The organism is Nocardioides sp. CCNWLW216 (assembly GCF_037120545.1).
GTDB classification, from domain to species: Bacteria; Actinomycetota; Actinomycetes; order Propionibacteriales; family Nocardioidaceae; genus Nocardioides; species Nocardioides lianchengensis.
The window spans coordinates 323,739-341,474 of sequence record NZ_JBBBBJ010000003.1 but is presented as its reverse complement, the minus strand read 5'-3'; the positions used below and the strand labels follow the sequence as shown (position 1 = coordinate 341,474).

Annotated in this window: 19 protein-coding genes; 6 read left to right on the top strand and 13 right to left on the bottom strand. The window is 72.5% G+C overall.

The features are described 5' to 3' along the window. Positions 1 to 63 precede the first annotated feature (63 nt). Positions 64 to 1,200, top strand: coding sequence for a hypothetical protein (locus V7S47_RS09300; RefSeq protein ID WP_336561296.1), 1,137 nt, complete (start codon positions 64 to 66; stop codon positions 1,198 to 1,200). A 69-nt stretch (positions 1,201 to 1,269) separates the two neighbouring features. Here the strand turns inward: V7S47_RS09300 and rplI are convergent, their stop codons facing one another. The 4 genes from rplI to rpsF form a co-directional block, all read right to left on the bottom strand. Beyond that, a complete protein-coding gene (rplI, locus tag V7S47_RS09295; protein WP_336561295.1) occupies positions 1,270 to 1,716 on the bottom strand; it encodes a 50S ribosomal protein L9 in 447 nt (148 codons plus the stop codon). A gap of 14 nt (positions 1,717 to 1,730) precedes the next feature. Next, positions 1,731 to 1,967, bottom strand: a complete 237-nt coding sequence (gene rpsR, locus V7S47_RS09290) for a 30S ribosomal protein S18 (protein ID WP_090851440.1) — start codon at positions 1,965 to 1,967, stop codon at positions 1,731 to 1,733. Between the two features lie 185 nt (positions 1,968 to 2,152). Next, on the bottom strand, positions 2,153 to 2,707 hold the full coding sequence (locus V7S47_RS09285; RefSeq protein WP_090851443.1) for a single-stranded DNA-binding protein: 555 nt from the start codon (positions 2,705 to 2,707) through the stop codon (positions 2,153 to 2,155). 132 nt (positions 2,708 to 2,839) lie between these two features. Beyond that, positions 2,840 to 3,130 carry a 30S ribosomal protein S6 gene (gene rpsF / locus V7S47_RS09280; protein ID WP_336561294.1) on the bottom strand — a complete coding sequence of 97 codons (291 nt, stop codon included), beginning with the start codon at positions 3,128 to 3,130 and terminating at the stop codon, positions 2,840 to 2,842. Positions 3,131 to 3,350: 220 nt separating this feature from the next. On the opposite strand from rpsF, the gene V7S47_RS09275 reads away from it, so the two are divergent. Then, on the top strand, positions 3,351 to 4,151 hold the full coding sequence (locus V7S47_RS09275) for a serine/threonine-protein kinase (RefSeq protein ID WP_336561293.1): 801 nt from the start codon (positions 3,351 to 3,353) through the stop codon (positions 4,149 to 4,151). A 22-nt stretch (positions 4,152 to 4,173) separates the two neighbouring features. Here V7S47_RS09275 and V7S47_RS09270 read toward each other — a convergent pair whose 3' ends face one another. Next, a complete protein-coding gene (locus V7S47_RS09270; protein ID WP_336561292.1) occupies positions 4,174 to 4,929 on the bottom strand; it encodes a DeoR/GlpR family DNA-binding transcription regulator in 756 nt (251 codons plus the stop codon). Positions 4,930 to 4,998: 69 nt separating this feature from the next. Between V7S47_RS09270 and V7S47_RS09265 the strand changes: the two genes are divergently transcribed. Together V7S47_RS09265 and V7S47_RS09260 are read left to right on the top strand one after the other, a co-directional pair. Further along, positions 4,999 to 5,373, top strand: coding sequence for a DUF4406 domain-containing protein (locus V7S47_RS09265; protein WP_336561291.1), 375 nt, complete (start codon positions 4,999 to 5,001; stop codon positions 5,371 to 5,373). A gap of 36 nt (positions 5,374 to 5,409) precedes the next feature. Further along, positions 5,410 to 6,207, top strand: a complete 798-nt coding sequence (locus V7S47_RS09260) for a deoxyribonuclease IV (protein ID WP_336561290.1) — start codon at positions 5,410 to 5,412, stop codon at positions 6,205 to 6,207. An 85-nt stretch (positions 6,208 to 6,292) separates the two neighbouring features. Here V7S47_RS09260 and V7S47_RS09255 read toward each other — a convergent pair whose 3' ends face one another. From V7S47_RS09255 to V7S47_RS09235, 5 genes are all read right to left on the bottom strand, one after another. Further along, on the bottom strand, positions 6,293 to 6,610 hold the full coding sequence (locus V7S47_RS09255; protein ID WP_090851463.1) for a hypothetical protein: 318 nt from the start codon (positions 6,608 to 6,610) through the stop codon (positions 6,293 to 6,295). A 77-nt stretch (positions 6,611 to 6,687) separates the two neighbouring features. Next, positions 6,688 to 9,120 carry a CHAT domain-containing protein gene (locus tag V7S47_RS09250; protein WP_336561289.1) on the bottom strand — a complete coding sequence of 811 codons (2,433 nt, stop codon included), beginning with the start codon at positions 9,118 to 9,120 and terminating at the stop codon, positions 6,688 to 6,690. A 4-nt stretch (positions 9,121 to 9,124) separates the two neighbouring features. Further along, positions 9,125 to 10,708, bottom strand: coding sequence for a S8 family peptidase (locus tag V7S47_RS09245; RefSeq protein WP_336561288.1), 1,584 nt, complete (start codon positions 10,706 to 10,708; stop codon positions 9,125 to 9,127). Between the two features lie 6 nt (positions 10,709 to 10,714). After that, positions 10,715 to 11,167: a hypothetical protein gene (locus tag V7S47_RS09240; RefSeq protein WP_336561287.1), complete on the bottom strand. Its 453-nt coding sequence runs from the start codon at positions 11,165 to 11,167 to the stop codon at positions 10,715 to 10,717. A gap of 70 nt (positions 11,168 to 11,237) precedes the next feature. Next, on the bottom strand, positions 11,238 to 11,849 hold the full coding sequence (locus V7S47_RS09235; RefSeq protein ID WP_336561286.1) for an RNA polymerase sigma factor: 612 nt from the start codon (positions 11,847 to 11,849) through the stop codon (positions 11,238 to 11,240). A 137-nt stretch (positions 11,850 to 11,986) separates the two neighbouring features. Here V7S47_RS09235 and V7S47_RS09230 point away from each other — a divergent pair, with 137 nt between their 5' ends. Together V7S47_RS09230 and V7S47_RS09225 are read left to right on the top strand one after the other, a co-directional pair. After that, positions 11,987 to 13,102, top strand: coding sequence for a lipid II:glycine glycyltransferase FemX (locus tag V7S47_RS09230; protein WP_139175413.1), 1,116 nt, complete (start codon positions 11,987 to 11,989; stop codon positions 13,100 to 13,102). A gap of 2 nt (positions 13,103 to 13,104) precedes the next feature. Beyond that, positions 13,105 to 14,163 (top strand): alanine racemase, encoded by a 1,059-nt coding sequence (locus V7S47_RS09225; protein ID WP_336561285.1) that lies wholly within the window; start codon positions 13,105 to 13,107, stop codon positions 14,161 to 14,163. Between the two features lie 13 nt (positions 14,164 to 14,176). On the opposite strand, the gene V7S47_RS09220 is transcribed toward V7S47_RS09225, so the two are convergent. From V7S47_RS09220 to V7S47_RS09210, 3 genes are all read right to left on the bottom strand, one after another. Further along, positions 14,177 to 14,590 carry a hypothetical protein gene (locus V7S47_RS09220; RefSeq protein ID WP_336561284.1) on the bottom strand — a complete coding sequence of 138 codons (414 nt, stop codon included), beginning with the start codon at positions 14,588 to 14,590 and terminating at the stop codon, positions 14,177 to 14,179. 49 nt (positions 14,591 to 14,639) lie between these two features. Continuing rightward, entirely contained in the window at positions 14,640 to 15,161 is a 522-nt protein-coding gene (locus V7S47_RS09215; protein ID WP_336561283.1) for a hypothetical protein, read from the bottom strand. A 179-nt stretch (positions 15,162 to 15,340) separates the two neighbouring features. Continuing rightward, on the bottom strand, positions 15,341 to 17,731 hold the full coding sequence (locus V7S47_RS09210; RefSeq protein ID WP_336561282.1) for a glycoside hydrolase domain-containing protein: 2,391 nt from the start codon (positions 17,729 to 17,731) through the stop codon (positions 15,341 to 15,343). Between the last annotated feature and the right edge of the window lie 5 nt (positions 17,732 to 17,736).

Genomic DNA, 17,736 nt, shown 5'->3' with positions numbered 1-17,736 from the left:
GATCGGGTTCGGAACCCGTTGGGACGGGAAGTGAGACCGGGGTCACATCCGAGGAGGAACCACGTGAGCCATCGGCGACGCCGCACCATCGTCCTCGCACTGCTGCTGGGCGGCTCCGTGCTGCCGCTGGCCACGGCCACGCCCGCGCAGGCCGCCCCGGGATGCCTGCAGGACGTCCCGGTCGTCCCGATCCTGACGCCCGGTGGGTGCGACGACACCACCCCGCCGGTGACCGAGGTGGGCACGACCGCGCCGCGGATCACGGCGAGTGGGTGGATCAACAAGCGGACCCTGCGCGTCGGCTACACGGGTCGGCACACCGACGCCGACCCCGACCCGATCGCGTTCCAGTGCTCCCTGGGCACCGACCCCGCGGTGCCCACCGACCAGGAGTGGTACGACTGCCCGGAGGACCGGGTCTTCCGCCGGATCACGCCGAGCACGACGCCGTACGTCCTGTGGATCCGGGCCGTCGACAGCGCCGACCTCTCGGTCCGCTGGTCCGACGGGAACCTGCTCTCGTCGAACGACGAGCCGGTCGACGACGTCGACCCCACGCCGGTCCGGCTGACCTTCCGGATCGACAACGTCGCGCCGGACACCCGGGTCGCCGGACTGCCCCAGGACCCGTTCCGCCCGGAGCTGCCCATGGTCGGCACCGCCCGCCCGCGCCTGCGGCTGAGCGCGACCGAGGCGGCGACCTTCCAGTGCACCGTCAACAGCGTCGACGTGCCCTGCACCGGCGGTACGACGACGCTGCCGGCCCTCCGACCAGGCGACCAGGTGCTGCAGGTGGCGGCCGTCGACCGGGCCGGCAACGTCGATCCTTCGCCCGCCACGGTGCGGTTCGCCGTACCGGCCAACCTCGCGCCGCGCGGTCGCACCCCCGGCTGGAAGCAGGTACGGCGCCGCGGCTACCTGGGCGGCGACTACCTGCGGTCGAGCCGTCCGGACGCCCGCATGGTGCTGCGCGTCGGCCGGTTCCGCGAGCTCCGGCTGCTCGCCACCACCGGTCCGCGCGCGGGGGTCGTGGAGGTCAGGCTCGGCCGGCGCTGGCAGCGGGTCGACCTGCGCCGCACGACCAGGACCGTCCACGACCAGGTGCGGGTGCGCGACCACCGCGCCGCTCCGCTCCCGGGCCGGGTCGAGATCCGGGTCGTGCGCGGGCGGGTCCAGCTCGACGGGATCCTGGCGCATTGAGAACGAGCAAGGGCCCGTCCCTCCACGAGGAGGGACGGGCCCTGCTGGGTGCTGCGGGGTCGGCCTGGATCAGGCCGGGATGACGTTGAGGGCCACCGTGGCGGACACCTCGTCGGTCAGCTTGACCGAGACCTCGTGCGAACCGAGCGCCTTGATCGGGTTGCCGAGGACGATCGTGCGCTTGTCGACCTGCTCGCCGGAGGCGTCCGTGAGCGCGCCGGCGATCTCGGAGACCGTGACGGCGCCGAAGAGGCGGCCGCCCTGGCCCGAGCGGACCTTGACCGAGACCGGCTGGGCCTCGAGCTTGGCCTTGATCTCGGCAGCGTGGTCGTGGTCGCGCACCGCGCGGCTCGCCCGGGCGGCCTTGATCGACTCGACGGTCTTCTCGGCACCCCGGGTCCACCGGATCGCCACGCCGCGCGGGACGAGGTAGTTGCGGCCGTAGCCGTCCTTCACCTCGACGACGTCGCCGGGGCCACCGAGACCGGTGACCTCCTGGGTCAGGATGATCTTCATGTCTCCGTCCCCTCTCAGCGACCGGTGGAGGTGTAGGGCAGCAGCGCGACCTCGCGGGCGTTCTTGACCGCGATGGCGACGTCCCGCTGGTGCTGGACGCAGTTGCCGGTCACGCGACGCGCACGGATCTTGCCGCGGTCGGAGATGAACTTGCGAAGCAGGGTGGTGTCCTTGTAGTCGACACCGCCCGCCTTCTCCTTGCAGAACTGGCAAACCTTCTTCTTCGGCTTGCGAATCACTGCCTTGGCCATTGTGGTGCTTCCTTTCTAGAAGCCCGGCTCGCGCCGGAATGGTTGAGGGTGTTCGGATTGAATGCTCGATCTTGAAGCTGAGGCTCAGGTCTCGATACGCCCGTCACGACTTCGCTTCGCTCAGTCGTGGGGCTACTCGTCCTTCCCGCCTGATTCCGCTGCCTCGCAGGCTCGGCAGCGGGGCGTCAGAACGGCGGCTCCTCCGAGCCGACGCCGGGGGCGCCCCACGGGTCGTTGGCGGGAGCACCGCCACCGCCGCCGGAGCCGCCACCCTGAGGAGCCGGGGTGGCCCAGGGGTCGTTGCCGCCGGACTGCTGGGGACGGGACTGACCGCCCCCACCGCCGCCGTACCCGCCGCCACCGCCGCCGCCCGAGCGCGAGGCCCGGGTGACCTTGGCCGTGGCGAAGGCGAGAGCGGGACCGACCTCGTCGACCTCGAGCTCCACGACGGTGCGCTTCTCACCCTCGCGGGTCTCGTAGGACCGCTGCTTCAGCCGGCCCTGGACGATGACGCGCATCCCCCGCTGGAGCGACTCGGCGACGTTCTCCGCCGCCTGCCGCCAGACCGAGCAGGAGAGGAACAGCGCGTCGCCGTCCTTCCACTCGTTGGTCTGCCGGTCGAAGGTGCGCGGCGTCGAGGCGATCCGGAAGTTCGCCACTGCCGCACCCGAGGGGGTGAAGCGCAGCTCCGGGTCGTCGACGAGGTTGCCCACCACCGTGATGACGGTCTCGCCTGCCATGAGGTCTCCTCAGCTTCTTGTCTGATCGTGTCCGGTCGTCGTCGCGCCCATCGTGGTGCAGGGCGCCGACAGCCGGAAGGGGTCGTCCACAGGCGATGCTTGCTGACTGCCTGCCGACTGCCTGCCGACTGCTCAGTGAGCGTCGGGGCGGATGACCTTGGTGCGCAGGATCGACTCGTTGAGCGTGAGCTGGCGGTCGAACTCCTTGACCGTGGCCGGCTCGGCGTTCAGCGTGATGATCGCGTAGATGCCCTCGGCGTTCTTCTTGACCTCGTAGGCCAGCCGGCGGCGACCCCACACCTCGACGGACTCGACCGAGCCGCCGTCCTTGCGGATCACGTTGAGGTACTTGTCGAGCGACGGCTCGATGGTCCGCTCCTCGAGGCTCGGGTCGAGGATGACCATGACTTCGTAAGCGCGCAAAGCGCGTCCTCCTTTGGACTCAGCGGCCACGGTCTCTCCGTGGCAGGAGGGGGTTCGTTCCCCGTCGAGACCGAGGTCGTGACGGGAGTCGCGCGGCGACCTGGTCCCGTCGGTGGGCAGGGCGCAGCGGACAGCACAGGCTAGCAGCGGCGTCGTACCCCCTCCCAATCCTGTGGAGAGAGGTCCGCACCCGTCGGCGGCCGCGCCTAGCGTCGAGGTCGTGACCCGCACCCGCAGCCCGGCCCTGGTCGGTCGCTACCGCCTCGCCGACCCCGTCGGCGTGGGTGGTTCGGGCACGGTCTGGCGGGCCTGGGACCTGCGGTCCGAGCGGTGGGTCGCGGCCAAGCTCCTGCGGCGGTACGACGAGGAGCTGCTGCTGCGGTTCGTGCGCGAGCAGGCCGTCCGGATCCGTCACCCCCACGTGCTCGCTCCTCGCGGCTGGGCGGCCGAGGACGGCGTCGCCGTGATCGTCAGCGACCTGGTGCGCGGCGGCTCGGTGAGCGACCTCCGGAGGTCCGCCGGGCCTCTGCCGAAGGGGTTCGTGGTCGCCCTGCTCGACCAGGCGCTGCAGGCCCTGGTCGCCGTGCACGCCGGCGACGTCGTGCACGGCGACGTCAAGCCGGCCAACCTGCTGCTCGAGCCCACCGGGTCGGGCCGCCCGCACCTCCGGCTGGCCGACTTCGGGGTCGCGACCGGCCGCGACGACCGGGTGGTCTTCACCGGCGCGGGTCCGGTGGGCACGGCCGGCTACCTGGCTCCGGACCAGGAGTCGGGCGCGCCACCGGAGCCGGCGCAGGACCTCTACGCGCTCGGGATCACCGGCCGCCGGCTGCTGGCCGGACCCGCCCCGGTCGCGACCCTGCTCGACTCCCTCGCCCGGCCCGAGGCCCGGTTGCGTCCCAGCGCGTCGGACGCGCTCGACCGGCTCCGGTCGCTGCCGGTCCGCCGGGGTCCGGCCTGGCCTGCGGTCCGCGACCGGCTGGGCCCCGACCCCGTCGTACGACGGGCGTGGCTGCGCTGAGCGTGTTTCACGTGCAACCGGATCAGGAGCGCCGTACGTCCACGCCGGCGGCCCGGAGCTCGGCCACCCCGCGCTCCGGGGCGGCGGCGTCGGTGAGCACCGCGGTCACGTCGGCGAGCGGGACCACCTCGAAGGGGGACGCGGCGCCGATCTTCTCTCCGCTGCCGAGCACGTAGGTCTCCGCTGCCCGGCCGACCCACGCCCGCTTGACGGCGGCCTCGTCGGCGTCCCCGGTGGTCAGCCCGGCCGTCGGGTGGATGCCGGTGACACCCAGGAAGAAGGCGTCGACGGACACCCGGCCGATCGCCTCGTGGGCGGCGGCGCCCGCGGCCACCACCGAGTGCTTGAACAGCCGCCCGCCCACGATGATCACCTCGACCGTCGGGTGGGTCGCCAGCTCCACGGCGACCGTCGGGCTGTGCGTGACGACCGTGGCCCGGAGGTCGGGCGGGAGCCGGCGGGCCAGCTCGCGCGCCGTCGTACCGCCGTCGATGGCGACCGTCTGGCCCGGGCGCACGAGGGACGCCGCCAGCCGCGCCACCTCGGACTTCGCGTCGGTGGCGATCGCGGTGCGGGCGGTGAAGTCGGCGACGGCCGGCGAGGCCGGGAGGGCTCCGCCGTGCACACGGTGCAGCAGCCCGTCGGCGGCCAGCTCGCGCAGGTCGCGGCGGACCGTGTCCTCGGAGAGGTCCCAGGTCGCGGCCAGCTCCTTGGCGACGACGCGACCGTCGGAACGGAGGAGGTCGAGGATCCGGTCCTTGCGCTGAGCGGCGAGCACGGGACCACTCTAGACGGTCTGCACGAAATTGCTTGAGTCTGCACGTTTCTGCACGTTAGTGTCGGCGGCATGACGAAGCCTCTGATGATCCTGATCGCCGGCCCCTACCGCTCCGGCACCGGCGACGACCCCGCCCTCCTCGCCGCCAACCTCCGCGCCCTCGAGTCCGCGGCCTGGCCGGTCTTCCGCGCCGGCCACGTGCCGATGATCGGCGAGTGGGTCGCCCTCCCCGTGCTGAGCAGCGCCGGGGCCGACGGGCTGGCCGATCCGCTGGCCGAGCAGGTCATGTACCCGACCGCCCACCGCCTCCTCCAGCACTGCGACGGCGTCCTCCGGCTCCCCGGCGCCTCGACCGGCGCCGACCAGGACGTCGCCATCGCGCGCGAGCGCGGGATCCCGGTCTGGCACGCGGTCGAGGAGATCCCGGGGTACGTCGCGGCCTGAGCGCCGGCTGTCGGCGGGCCTTCCTACGATGGCCCCATGACCCAGCTCGCCATCGGTGCCCACGTCGACCAGACCGACCCGATCGCCGAGGCCCGGGCGCGCAACGCGCCGCTGGTGCAGTTCTTCCTCGGCGACCCCCAGGGCTACCAGGGCCCCGAGTTCGCGTACGCCGGGGGCGCCGAAGGCCTGAAGGCGGACGCCGAGGCGGCGGGCATCGACCTCTACGTGCACGCGCCGTACATCGTGAACGTGGCGACGACCAACAACCGGATCCGGATCCCCAGCCGCAAGCTGCTCCAGCAGCACGTCGACGCCGCGGCGTCGATCGGGGCCAAGGGGCTGATCGTGCACGGTGGTCACGTCAACAAGGCCGACGACCCGGCGAAGGGGTTCGACAACTGGCGCAAGGCGATCGAGGCGACCGACCTCAAGCTGCCGCTGCTGATCGAGAACACCGCCGGCGGCGACCACGCGATGACCCGCTACCTCGATCGCATCGAGGGCGTCTGGGCGGCGATCTCCGGCACCGAGCAGGCCGACCTCGTCGGGTTCTGCCTCGACACCTGCCACGCCCACGCCGGCGGCAACGCGCTGGAGACCGTGGTCGAGGACGTCCGGCGGATCACCGGCCGGATCGACCTGGTGCACTGCAACGACAGCCGCGACGAGTTCGACTCGGGCGCCGACCGGCACGCCAACTTCGGCGCGGGCAAGATCGATCCCGACCTGCTGGCCGCCGTGGTGCGCGACGCCGGGGCTCCGGTGGTCTGCGAGACTCCCGGACCGGCCGACGCACACGTCGCCGACTTCGCCTGGCTGCGCGAGCGCCTCTGACCTCGGGGCGAGCGACGCCTGCGGGCCGGCCACCCCCGCGAGCGGCCGACCCGCAGGACCCGTCCCGTGGGGGGTCGGTCCGGTGTCAGGACACCGTGACGGTGAGGCACCGGACCTCGGACGAGTCCGGCCGGCCGCTGCGCTGGCGGACCAGCCGCAACGTGCTGCCGACCGGCCCCAGCGCGGGCTGCTCCGGGCCGAAGACGAGGAACGCGAAGTCGTGCCCGTTCTCCTCGATCGGCACCAGGTGCGCCGGCCGGTCCAGGACCTGCCACCGGCTGTCCCCGAGGTGGCGCCGGAAGCTCACGCGCACGCAGCTGCCGACACCCGCGTCGATCACCTGCCCCGACGCGGGGTCCTCGAGGACGTGACGGCTGATCCGCTGCTGCACTCCGACCGACATGACTGCCTCCTCGCCCTGGGTTGTCGAGGCTGAGGAGCAGTGCCCGTCCACGCTGATACGTCGGAGTGGGGGCAGGATCAGCCGAAGCAGACCAGCGGCACCGGGGCGGTGCCGGTCGAGACGGCCGGCACCGCCGCGGCCAGGGCCGTGGCCGGGTCCACGCCGGCCGCGAGCTGCTGGTGCACGGCGACCAGCACGTCGTACGCCGCGGCGTCGTTGACCGCGGCCGCCGACGCGATCACGCAGCGGGCGCCGGCGTGCAGCCAGGCCGCCGACATGCCGATCAGCTCCTCGCCCCAGCGCACGGTCGAGCGGCCGACCTCGCAGGCCGACAGCAGGACGACGTCGGGGACCGAGCGGAGCCGGTCGACGTCGTACCCGAACCAGGAGCCGTCGGCGAGCAGCAGGCCGGAGAAGAGCGGGTTCTCGGCGGAGTGCCGCCCGTGAGCGGCCACGTGGAGGACGTCGACCTGCTCGGCCAGCCCCGAGACGGCGTCGGCCGTGGCGTCGGTGCCGACCAGCACCCGGGCGTCGCGCCACTCCTTGGCCGCGGCGTTGACCTCGTCCTCGGCGCGCACCACCCGCGGGCCGGCGACGAAGCCGGCGGTCGCGGTCCGCAGCGGCGTCGTACGGCGCGCCAGCCAGGACGTGGCCGACTGCGCGACGGTGACCGGCCGTCCGACGTACCCGGGCAGCAGGGTCCACGGCACCCCGGCCAGCACGCCCGACGGCGTCAGCACCACCCGCCGGTCGCCGACCGCGTCGAGGACCGGGGCCACGAGGAGACGAGCGAGCTCGTCGAGACGTACGGCGAGCGCGCCCCGGACCGCGCCCGCCACGGGCTCCGGCAGGTCGGCCGCCGCGACGTCGAGGTCGGGCAGCAGGCCGCCGAGCAGGGCGTCGAGCTCGGCGCGACCGCCGAGGTCGACCCAGCTGCTGGCGTCGGAGGTGACGACCAGCGCCACGATCGCGTCGGCGGTGACGACGTAGGCGACCAGCGCCGAGTCCGCGTCGAGGGCCTCGCGCAATGCGTCGAGCGTGACCGGGTCGGCCACCTCGCCGGACCCGCGGTGCTGCCAGGCCCGCTCGCGGACGCGCCGGCGCAGCTCGGCCTCGCGCGCCGCCGACGGCCCGCCGCGCAGCTCGGCCAGGTCGGCGGCCAGGGCGGGATCCTCGGGGGCCCGCACCGGCTGCACCCGGCTGGCCAGCATCCGGGCCCGCTCCGACCACTCCAGCAGTACGGCGGGCCGCCGCGACTCCACGGCCAGCGCCAGCCCGCGCACCCCCAGCCGGACCCCCGCCCCGGCCACCCCGGTCTGCAGGTCGAGCGAGCCGAAGGAGCTCTGCCACGCGTGCAGATCGGCCAGGCCGGCGCGGAGGTGGCCCAGGGCACGGGCACTGCGCCCGGCCACCTCGTCGATCGTCGCCGCCGTCTCCGCGTGCACGAGGCGGACCGAGAGCGGGGCCTCCCGTCGACGGGGCGTGCGGCGGATGCGCTCGCGCGCCTCGACGAGATCACCTCTCGCCGCCGCGACGGCAGCGGCGTGGAGACCGACGACGACGGCGTCCCAGCGGGCGCCGTCCTCGGCGAGTGCCGAGGCGAGCTCGTCCGCGTCCGTCAGCCAGCGGGTCCGCGTCCTTCCTGACCGTCGCTCGGCCGCCAGCCGGACCGCCTCCGCGCGGCGGGCCATCGCCGGCGCGCCGGCGTCACGGAACCGCCGTGCCGAGGACCGGGCCAGCCTGCCCGCCTCGTCCGGTCCGGCGGCGACCAACGCGCGGGCCAGGGAGAGCTCGGCCTCGCCCTGACGGCGCCGAAGCCGCCGCGAGCCGTACGCCCGCGCCGCCGCCTCCAACGCCCGACGTCCCTCTCCCACGAGCCCGGCGGCGAGGAGCGCCTCGGCCCGGTCCTGCTGGCCCACCGCCTCGCTGACGGGACTCAGCGGAGCCAGCACCGGCGCCGCCGCGTCCATCAGGCCCAGCGCGGTGACGAGGTCACCGGCCAGGAAGCGGCAGTATCCCAGGTTGTGCCGGGCCATCGCCGCCTCGATCGGCATCCCGGCCCGGAGCAGGTGGGGGGTGGCCGCAGCGAAGTCGCGCTCGGCCGCCGGCAGGTCCTCGTGGCGCAGGTGCACGCCACCCCTGTTGAGGTGGATGCGCCCCAGCAGGTCGTCCTCGTCGTCCAGCAGCTCGCCGGCCGTGTCGAAGTCGGCGAGAGCCTCCTGCGTCCGACCGGCCAGCATGAGGAGCATGCCGCGCTGGCTGAGAACGGACGCCCGCGTCACCTGCGGCAGGCTCGCCCGGTCCAGGACCGCGCCACACCGCTCGAGAGCGGCCTCGCTGTCCCCGGTCTCCGCCTCCAGGTGCGCCAGGCTCGACTCCACCTCGGCCGAGAGACGTGGATCGTCACCGACCCGGGTGAGGGCCAGCCGCAGCAGTCGCCGCGCCGTGGCGTAGCGGCCCGCGTTCGTCGCGACGACACCCCGCTGATGGAGCTCCCCGGCAGACAGCACTCGCTCAGTCTGGACTGATTCCCGTCAGGTTCTCCACCACCGCCCACCCGCGGCTGACGGCGGTGGCGGGCTCCTCGCCCGTCCCGAGCTCGGCCGCGATCAGCGTGGCCAACCGGCCGGCCAGCAGGGGCGCCGCGAACGAGGTCCCGCTCCAGACGGCGAAGCCGCCGCGGAAGTCGTCCGGATCGATCGCCTCCCGCACCCGGCCGAAGGCGGACATCCGCGCCGGCGGCAGCAAGCCGCCCTGGAAGGACGGCATGGTGCTCACCAGGGCGGCACCCGGCACGTGGGCACGAACCCACGGGCCGGCGTTGGTGAACAGCGCGTCGGAGGCCAGGTTCGGGTTGAGGGCGCCGACCGAGACGATCGGCGCGACCTCGCGGGACGCCCCGTACGGCCCGGCCCCGTCGGCCCACGGCGCGAAGGCGGCGGGAAAGCTGGGTCGGCTCGTGGCGTCGTTGCCGGCGGAGCAGACGACCACCGTGCCGCCCGCAGCGAGGTCCCTGAGGATGTCGAACAGCGTCGGGTCGAAGAGCTCGTCCTCGGGCGTCTCGTGGTAGTAGCCCATGGACAGGCTCAGGACGTCGATGGCCTGGCCGCCGGGCCCTCCCTCACGGTGCCGGCGCGCCAGCTCGGCGATCTGGGCGAGCGAGGCGACCAGGTCGGACTCGAGGATCGGGCCGGCTGACGGGACGACGCGCCAGGCGATGATGTCGGCGTCCGGGCACCCCTGGTGCACGAGTCCGGCAATGAAGGTCCCGTGCCCCGACAGAGGATCGATGACGCCGTCGAGCGGGCCCGCCAGGTCGCCGTGCGTCTCCGGATCGGTGTCCGGATCCACGTAGCCGATCGGAGTGCCGTCGAGGGTGACCTCGGTGCGCACCACGTCGTCGAGCCACGGGTGCGATCCGCACCCGGTGTCGAGCAGCGCCACGACGGGCCTGCGGGTGGGCCCGTCGTCGCTGCGCACGGGGGCCGGACCGACGTAGGCGACGGGCTGTCGCCCGCCGGACCCGGCGGCGCCGTACGACGCGACCGGTGACGACGCGTCGGCCGCCGGGTTGCCCGAGTGGTAGGGGTTCCCCGAGTGGTAGGGGTTCCCGGAGTGGTACGGGTTGCCCGAGTGGTACGGATTGGCCTCGAGGGAGCCCGAGAACACCACGTGCTCCAGCCCCACCCCCCGGACCGACTCGACGCCGAACTGAGCCCGGGTCTGCTGCAGCAGCGTCCACCCGTCGGGCGCGATCGTGGCGCGGTCGGACGCGACCACCAGCCGGACCGGCCGGACGCCGAAGCGCAGGTTCACCGTGCGCGGGTCCTCGCGCTCGGCGACGACGTCCCAGCCGAGCGGCTTCGCCACGGCGCGCAGCACCGCCAGGGCACCGTCGACGTCGACCGACTTCGAGATCAGCAGCCGCGGGCCGACGTACACCGTGGGGCGCGGGCGCACGCCGCGCACGGTGAGGGCGGTGGCGGGGTCGAGGACCCGGCCCTCGACGCCGGCGATCACCCCGGGGCGGGGCGGGTTGGGGTCGCGGTCGAGCGGCTTGCGAGGCGCCGGGCGCTTCTCGTCGTCGGGCAGGGCCATGCTTCCTCAGATCTCGAAGGTGGGGGTGGAGAAGGCCGGGCGGGTGATGTCGTGCGGCTCGAGGCTGAGCCGGTGCAACCCGAGAGGCAGGCCGGTGAGCTCGAAGCGGCCGGTGTCGGTGACGCTGGCGACGAAGGTGCCGGCCCGCACGGTCATCGCCTCCGGCGGCACCACCCAGCCGTCGATGCGGGACGCGCCGTCCTCGACGGCGACGCGCACCAGCAGGTCGGTCTCACCGTGCACGAACCGCAGCGTGTACGTCGCGGTGCCGCGCGCGCCGACCAGCTCGTCAGAGCGGTCGACCAGCTCCATCAGGCCCAGCAGCTCCGCGTCCAGGTCGCTCGCGGCGAACGCGGCGGCGGCCTGCATGCGGGTGACCAGGTCGTCCGGGACGGGGTCACGCTCCTCGTGTACCCGTCGTACGACGTCCAGCAGGTCCTCGCGGCTCATCTCGCTCATCGGGGTCCCCTCGAGGTTGTCGGACGGAGGAGCGCAGCGGGGGAGGACGAGAACTTCGTGGGGTGGTTCATCAGATCTCTCCCGCCTGCACCAGGGCGACCCGCAGCTTGGCCAGGCAGCGGCCGCGGGTGGGCCCGATGCTGCCGATGGGCATGTCGAGGTCGCTCGCCAGCGACTGGTAGTCGGGTCGCCGCTCGAAGGCGACCACGCGCAGCAGCCGCTGGCAGCGCTCGGGCAGCGCGTCGACCGCGGACCAGATCCGGTGCCGCGAGTCGGCCTCGACCGCGGAGGTCTCGGCGGAGGACTCGGCGGGCAGCCGGGCGGCCAGCTCCTCGTCGGCCGCCGGCGCGACGTGCTGGCCGGCCTTCGCCACCCGCCAGGACTCGCGCCGCGCGGTCGTGGTCAGCCAGCCGCCCACGGCGGCCGGGTCCGCGATCGCCGTACGACGGCGCACCAGCGCGAGCCACGTGGACTGCACGACGTCCTCGGCCGCCTCCTGCGGCAGCCGGTAGGCGCGCACCACGTGCCACAGCACCGGGGTCATGACGGCAACCAGCTCGTCGAGACCGGCCGGGTCGCCGTCGAGCCAGCGCACGAACGCCCGGCTCGCGTCGGCCCACAGCCCGTCGGGCGGGGCGCTCGCCCCGGTCACGACCCGCGCGGCCGGTCGTCTCGCCGCCATCCTCGCCTCCGTCACCATCACGCCCCCGAGGAGCAGGGGGTCCGGGTCCTGATACGTCCGCCTCCATGGTGGTGCAGACCACCTCCGCCCGCCACGGGGTTCAGACCAGTCGGCAGGCTCGTCTAGCCTCGGGCCCCATGGACGTGCGCACGATCAGCCCCGCGGAACACCTGGCGTTCCTGCGCACCCGCTCGTCCGCCTCCTTCCTCCAGACGCCCGCCTGGGGACAGGTCAAGGCGGAGTGGCGGCGCGAGTCGCTCGGCTGGTACGACGGCGACCGCCTCGCCGGCGTCGCGCTCGTGCTCTACCGCCAGCTGCCGAAGGTCAAGCGCTATCTCGCCTACCTGCCCGAGGGTCCGGTCATCGACTGGGACACCGAGCAGCTCGCCGCCTGGCTCACCCCGCTGGCCGCCCACCTGAGGAAGCAGGGGGCGTTCGGCGTCCGGATGGGCCCCCCGGTCGTCACCCGCCGCTGGACCGCCGCCCAGGTGAAGGAGGGCATCGCCGACGCCGGCGTACGACGCCTCGGCGACCTGCCGCCCACCGAGCGCGACGCCACCGGCGCCCGGGTCGTCACCCAGCTCCACGAGCTGGGCTGGCGCCCCCAGGTCACCGACGGCGGCTTCGCCGCCGGGCAGCCGCAGTACGTCTTCCAGGTCCCGCTCGTCGACGCCGACGGCAAGCCGCGCTCCGAGGACGACGTCCTCAAGGGCATGAACCAGCTCTGGCGCCGCAACATCAAGAAGGCGGCCAAGGAGGGCGTGACGGTCACGGTCGGCACCGACCTCGAGGCCTTCCACGAGCTCTACGTCCACACCGCCCGGCGCGACCACTTCACCCCGCGTCCGCTGTCGTACTTCCGCACCATGGTCGACGCGCTCAGCGCCGAGGACCCCGACCGGATCCGGCTCTGGTTCGCCCACCACCAGGGCGACCTGGTGGCCGCGACCATCGCCGTCCGCGTGGGCACGCACGCCTGGTACTCCTACGGCGCCTCCTCGACCGAGAAGCGCGAGGTCCGCGGCTCCAACGCCGTGCAGTGGGCGATGCTGCAGGACGCGATCGCCGCCGGCGCCGAGGTCTACGACCTGCGCGGCATCACCGACACCCTCGACGCCGAGGACTCCCACGTCGGCCTGATCCAGTTCAAGGTCGGCACCGGTGGCGAGGCCGTCGAGTACGCCGGCGAGTGGGACCTGCCCCTCAACCGGGTCCTCTACCAGGCCTTCGACCTCTACATGAAGCGGCGCTGAGCATGTCCCTCACCCTGACCGTCGACGGCGACCGCTGGCGTGCCCACCTGCGTGCGGTCGCCGAGTCCAACCCCGGCCTGACCCCGGTCGTGAAGGGCAACGGCTACGGCTTCACGCTCGGCCGGCTGGCTCGCAAGGCCGCCTGGCTCGGGGTCGACACCATCGCCGTCGGCACGTACGACGAGCTGCCCCACGTCAGCAGCCGCTTCGACGGCGACCTCCTCGTGCTCACACCCTGGCGGCCGTTCGGCGCGGCCCTCGAGACCGACCCGGCCCTGGCCGGCCGGATCGTGCACACCCTCGGCCGGGTCTCCGACGTGTCCGACCTGCTGGCCCGCCAGCCCGACGCGCGATTCGTCCTCGAGCGGACGACCAGCATGCTGCGCCACGGCCTCTCGGCCCGCGACCTCTGGGCCGCCTCCCGGGTGCTGCACGACCAGCACCCCGGCGCCCGGGTCGAGGGCATCGCCCTGCACCTGCCGCTGGCCCAGGGCTCCCACCTCTCCGAGGTCGGCCGGCTGATGAACGACGTCGTCGCCGCCGAGCTGCCGACCCGGACGATCTGGGTCAGCCACCTCACCGACGCCGAGCTCGCCCAGCTGCGGGCGTCGTACGCCGACTACGACATCCGCCCGCGGATCGGCACCGGTCTGTGGCTCGGCGACCGCGCCGCGCTGCGCGTGACCGCGACCGTGCTCGACGTGCACGAGGTCGAGCGCGGCGACGCGTTCGGCTACCGCGGCCGCACCGCGCCCAAGTCCGGCCACCTGCTGATCGTCAGCGGCGGCACGGCCCACGGCATCGGGCTCGAGGCGCCGACCGGCGACCAGAGCATCAAGGCCCGCGCCGCCACCCTGGCCCGCGGCGGCCTGGACGCGGTCGGCTTCGTGCGCTCGCCGTTCTCGATCGACGGCAAGCAGCGGCTCTTCGCCGAGCCGCCCCATATGCAGGCCTCGATGCTGTTCCTGCCCCACGGGCCCCGGGTGCCCGAGGTCGGCGAGCAGGTCGACGTGCGGGTCCGCTACACCGCGACGGCGTTCGACCGCGTCGTCGTGTCCTGAGGGGACTTCGGCGTCAGTTGCAGGCGCCGGCAGAGTTCCAGTGACCGTCGATGATCACGCCGCCCTGGCCGTCGTTCATCCGCGACAAGGCGTAGACGCAACGGGCGGAGTAGTAGATCGGCCCGGCGTACTCCTTGAACATCCCCTCGTCCACGGCCGTGCACTGCTGACGGGCCGTGTTGCACAGCTTCAGGCTCATGAACTTCGACCGACCGGCGTACTTGTTCTTCGCCACCAAGCTGACGCAGACACCGTCGGCCGTCTTGTAGGTCTGCAGGGCGGCAGCGACGACTCCAGCACTGTCGCGGTACTCACGCCAGCTGTCTCGATTACCCGGGCAGCCGTAGGTGGCGGCGGCCGGGGCCGAGGGAATGGCGACGAGGGTGGAGCCGATCAGCACGGCGAGGAACAGGATTCTTCGCAACACGAGATCTCCCGAGATGGAGTGGGTGAACGCGACGCGGAGCGCGCCGCGCCTAGCGGTCAAGCACGCCCTGGGCCCGCTTAACGTCGATGGCCACGCGGCGCCGCCGCGCGCTGAATGGATCCACGCTCGTCCCCGGGCCCCGGTCGGGACGAGTCGACCAACCGGCCAGCTTGGCCGCGACGTCGCTGAGTGCGCGATCGCCCGGCTCGACCACGATCTGAAAGTGGGACTGCTTCTCCGGAACCGCGTCGGCGCCCCACCCGACGACGCCCTCGCACTCCGCCAGAATGTCGCGAACGACGGTCGCGTCTCTCGTGGCCAGCCCGTCGGGAGCGCCGATCGGGTATGCCCGGGGGCGGATGGCCAGTGCGGTGCCGGAGAAGTGGTTGCTCTCGAAGTCGGCGCCCACCGAGCCGCGGGGAATCCAGCCCACGACGTCCTCCGGACGCAATTGGTCGTCGATCTCGTAGACGTAGCGGCGCAAACAGTGCACCAGCACGGCGCTGACCGGGCCGGCCGCCACGGCGAGGCGCAGGTCGCTGCCCTCAACCCGGGTGAGCGGAGCCTCCATGAGCACCGGCCATCCGTTGGCCGAAACCGGACCGGTCCAAGTCCCCGTCGTCCCAGCTGGGCTCGCGGCGGATGCAGACGCTCGTCCGGCCGCGGTCAGCGCTGCGAGGGAGGCCGACGAGGCGATCAACAAGCCGCGTCGTGCCATCGACCAAGATCCGGTGGTCGGGACGTGCTCGGTCATCGACGTGCCTCCAGGTTGACGATGTCCTCCAGGACGGAGGCGAATCCGTCCGCGAAGTCCTCCAGCACTCCATCCGGCAACAGGACAGGTGGAGCGGCGCCCGGGTCGGTCTGCTGGATGAGCGCTTCGCGCGGGACGGCGACAGGCGTGTCGTTGGTCGTGAGCAACGCCATGGCGGTGTCGTAGGCGCCGGTTCGGGTGCCGAAGCGCTGTGACCAGAAGTCGCTCATGCGCCGCTGGTAACCCCCGTTGAGGAGGTGCTGGCGCACGAGGCTCGCGAAGCTTCCGCTCCCGGCCCGCAGCTTGCGACCCACGACGAACGCGTCGGCGTCCTCGACGAGGTCGTTGAGCTTGAACGTGCTGGCCACGTCGAGCTTGGCCAACCGCTGCGTCGAGTAGACGTAGCCGGAGGCATAGGAGTCGGAGTCGCGGCGCCACTCGCCGTAGAAGGTGCACAGGTCGCCACCCCACCCTCCGATGTCGCCCTTATTGACGGCGCCGCGGTCGGGCGCTCCCTGGAGGTAGAGGGCGTTGCACGAGGCGGCGAAGTGGGCTGTGTCGATCTCGATCCCGTAGAAGGGGTCGGTGTAGGACTTCACCCGCTGGAGGCCGGTGCTCTCGACGTGGTCGATGAACTCCTCGTCGACGTGGCCGAAGAGACTGACCCAGGTGTAGCCCGTGTAGTTGGGGTGGCGCAGGTACTCCATCGTCAACCGGCTGGCGACGGACGGGTTCCAGGCTTGGGCGAGTGCTTGAACCGCCTCAACGTGCTCGACGTAGCTGCGAACGTCACCGACCGAGCCGCCGACCGATCCCACGCCCGGGTCCGCCCCGGTCTTCTGCACGTTCTTGTCGATTGAGACCGAGCCCGATCCGCTGCCGACGGTCACGGTCTGAATCTGGTTGAAGGACCAGTTCGCCGGCAGGGTGAACCCCAGATTGCCGGAGTAGCCCGTCGACATGCCGAGCACGAAGGACCACCTGGCGCTCGTCGTCCGTGTCACCTCGCTGCACACGTTGCGGGAACCGTAGACCCCGTGCAGATAGTGCTTGCCCTGCTCGGCCAAGCCGGTGGCGACGCCCCGGAAGTAGGGGACCACGTAGGCGTCGATCTCTGGCTGCGTCGCGTCGTAGTCGACCGCGAAGTAGATCACGGTGCCGCGCGGGAACCCGTGTCCTCGGGCGATGTCGTGGGCGCGTAGTGCGTCCGCGCGTCCCCGGGCGTAGGTGAAGGCGGTGACACTGTTGTTGGCGTACTGCTGGATCGGGAAGACCCGGAGGCCAGCGCCGAAGATCGTCGCCAGCTCACCGGGCTGAATCTTCTTGTTGAGCGGGTTGGCAACCGCAGCGTTGTCGAGATAGCGGCCGACGACGCGGTAGCCCGCGTCGTGGATGGCCCGGGCCTTCGCGCCATCGAGGGGCGTGGCGGTGTCGGAGGCACGACCGGCACGGTTCGGGTCCCCGGTGGAGACGAGCAGCTGAGCCCAGGTGGCGAAGTCACCAGTGCCGCTCTGGTCCAGCTCCGAGAACCTCTGGAACGTCCGCAGTTGACCGGCGAGCTCGCTGGTGAAGGTCGAGGAGAAGGAGCCGTACCCGTTGAAGACCATGGCGGCGGTGAACAGGCTCGCCCAGACCCCGCTGGTGGCGGTGCTCACCGGATGTGATCGCAGACCCGACTGGGTTCCGGGACCGAAGGTGCCGGTGGCCTGGTCGTCGGTCATCCCCAGCTCGAACTGCACCGCTCGGAGGAAGGACTTCTGCACGTCGCGAGAGAAGTTGCCGTCACAGGGCGTGTAATAGAAGTCCCGCCGACCGATATAGCGCTGGTTCATCCACTGCTGGATGCTGCGCACTGCCGTCGATCCCCCGGCCACGATGACGAACGCGTCCATGGTCAGCAGCGCCTTGACGAACTTGGCCGACATAGGGTCGGCGTACGACTGCGGCACCCCGGCGTCGAGAGACATGCGTCCGGTAGCGGCGATGGTGTCGTTGTAGACGCCGTTGATGACGCCCGCGTTGTAGCCCTTGCACCAGTAGGCGCATTGGATGATCTTGACGATGTTGGTGTTGGTCTCGCCCGAGTGGATCCCCCCGCGGGCGGTGATCCGCGACATCGTCGTCGGACCGAAGTTGTCCGACAGTGTCGTGATGCCGAGCTCGTGCTGGAGGGCACGGGTCAGCGAGTACATGACGGACCACGCCGTCTTCCCGTCCTCGCGACAGGGCACAAATCCGCTCACTGAACGGTAGGTGGCGTTCACCCATTGCTGGGCAGCCAGGACCATCTCGTCGACCATCATCGTGTCCTCACCCGAGAGCGCGGCGGTGGCCGCTGAGAACGGCGCCAGATTGCGCCGGCTGGATAGTGTCACGTCCGTCACCACCCGTC

Coding starts and splice junctions, on each gene's coding strand:
- V7S47_RS09230 (WP_139175413.1), top strand. CDS start 11,987: ATGGACGTGCGCACGATCAGCCCCGCGGAACACCTGGCGTTCCTGCGC.
- V7S47_RS09240 (WP_336561287.1), bottom strand. CDS start 11,167: ATGAGCGAGATGAGCCGCGAGGACCTGCTGGACGTCGTACGACGGGTA.
- V7S47_RS09265 (WP_336561291.1), top strand. CDS start 4,999: ATGACGAAGCCTCTGATGATCCTGATCGCCGGCCCCTACCGCTCCGGC.
- V7S47_RS09235 (WP_336561286.1), bottom strand. CDS start 11,849: ATGGCGGCGAGACGACCGGCCGCGCGGGTCGTGACCGGGGCGAGCGCC.
- V7S47_RS09255 (WP_090851463.1), bottom strand. CDS start 6,610: ATGTCGGTCGGAGTGCAGCAGCGGATCAGCCGTCACGTCCTCGAGGAC.
- rplI (WP_336561295.1), bottom strand. CDS start 1,716: ATGAAGATCATCCTGACCCAGGAGGTCACCGGTCTCGGTGGCCCCGGC.
- V7S47_RS09215 (WP_336561283.1), bottom strand. CDS start 15,161: ATGGAGGCTCCGCTCACCCGGGTTGAGGGCAGCGACCTGCGCCTCGCC.
- V7S47_RS09285 (WP_090851443.1), bottom strand. CDS start 2,707: ATGGCAGGCGAGACCGTCATCACGGTGGTGGGCAACCTCGTCGACGAC.
- V7S47_RS09260 (WP_336561290.1), top strand. CDS start 5,410: ATGACCCAGCTCGCCATCGGTGCCCACGTCGACCAGACCGACCCGATC.
- V7S47_RS09245 (WP_336561288.1), bottom strand. CDS start 10,708: ATGGCCCTGCCCGACGACGAGAAGCGCCCGGCGCCTCGCAAGCCGCTC.
- rpsR (WP_090851440.1), bottom strand. CDS start 1,967: ATGGCCAAGGCAGTGATTCGCAAGCCGAAGAAGAAGGTTTGCCAGTTC.
- V7S47_RS09225 (WP_336561285.1), top strand. CDS start 13,105: ATGTCCCTCACCCTGACCGTCGACGGCGACCGCTGGCGTGCCCACCTG.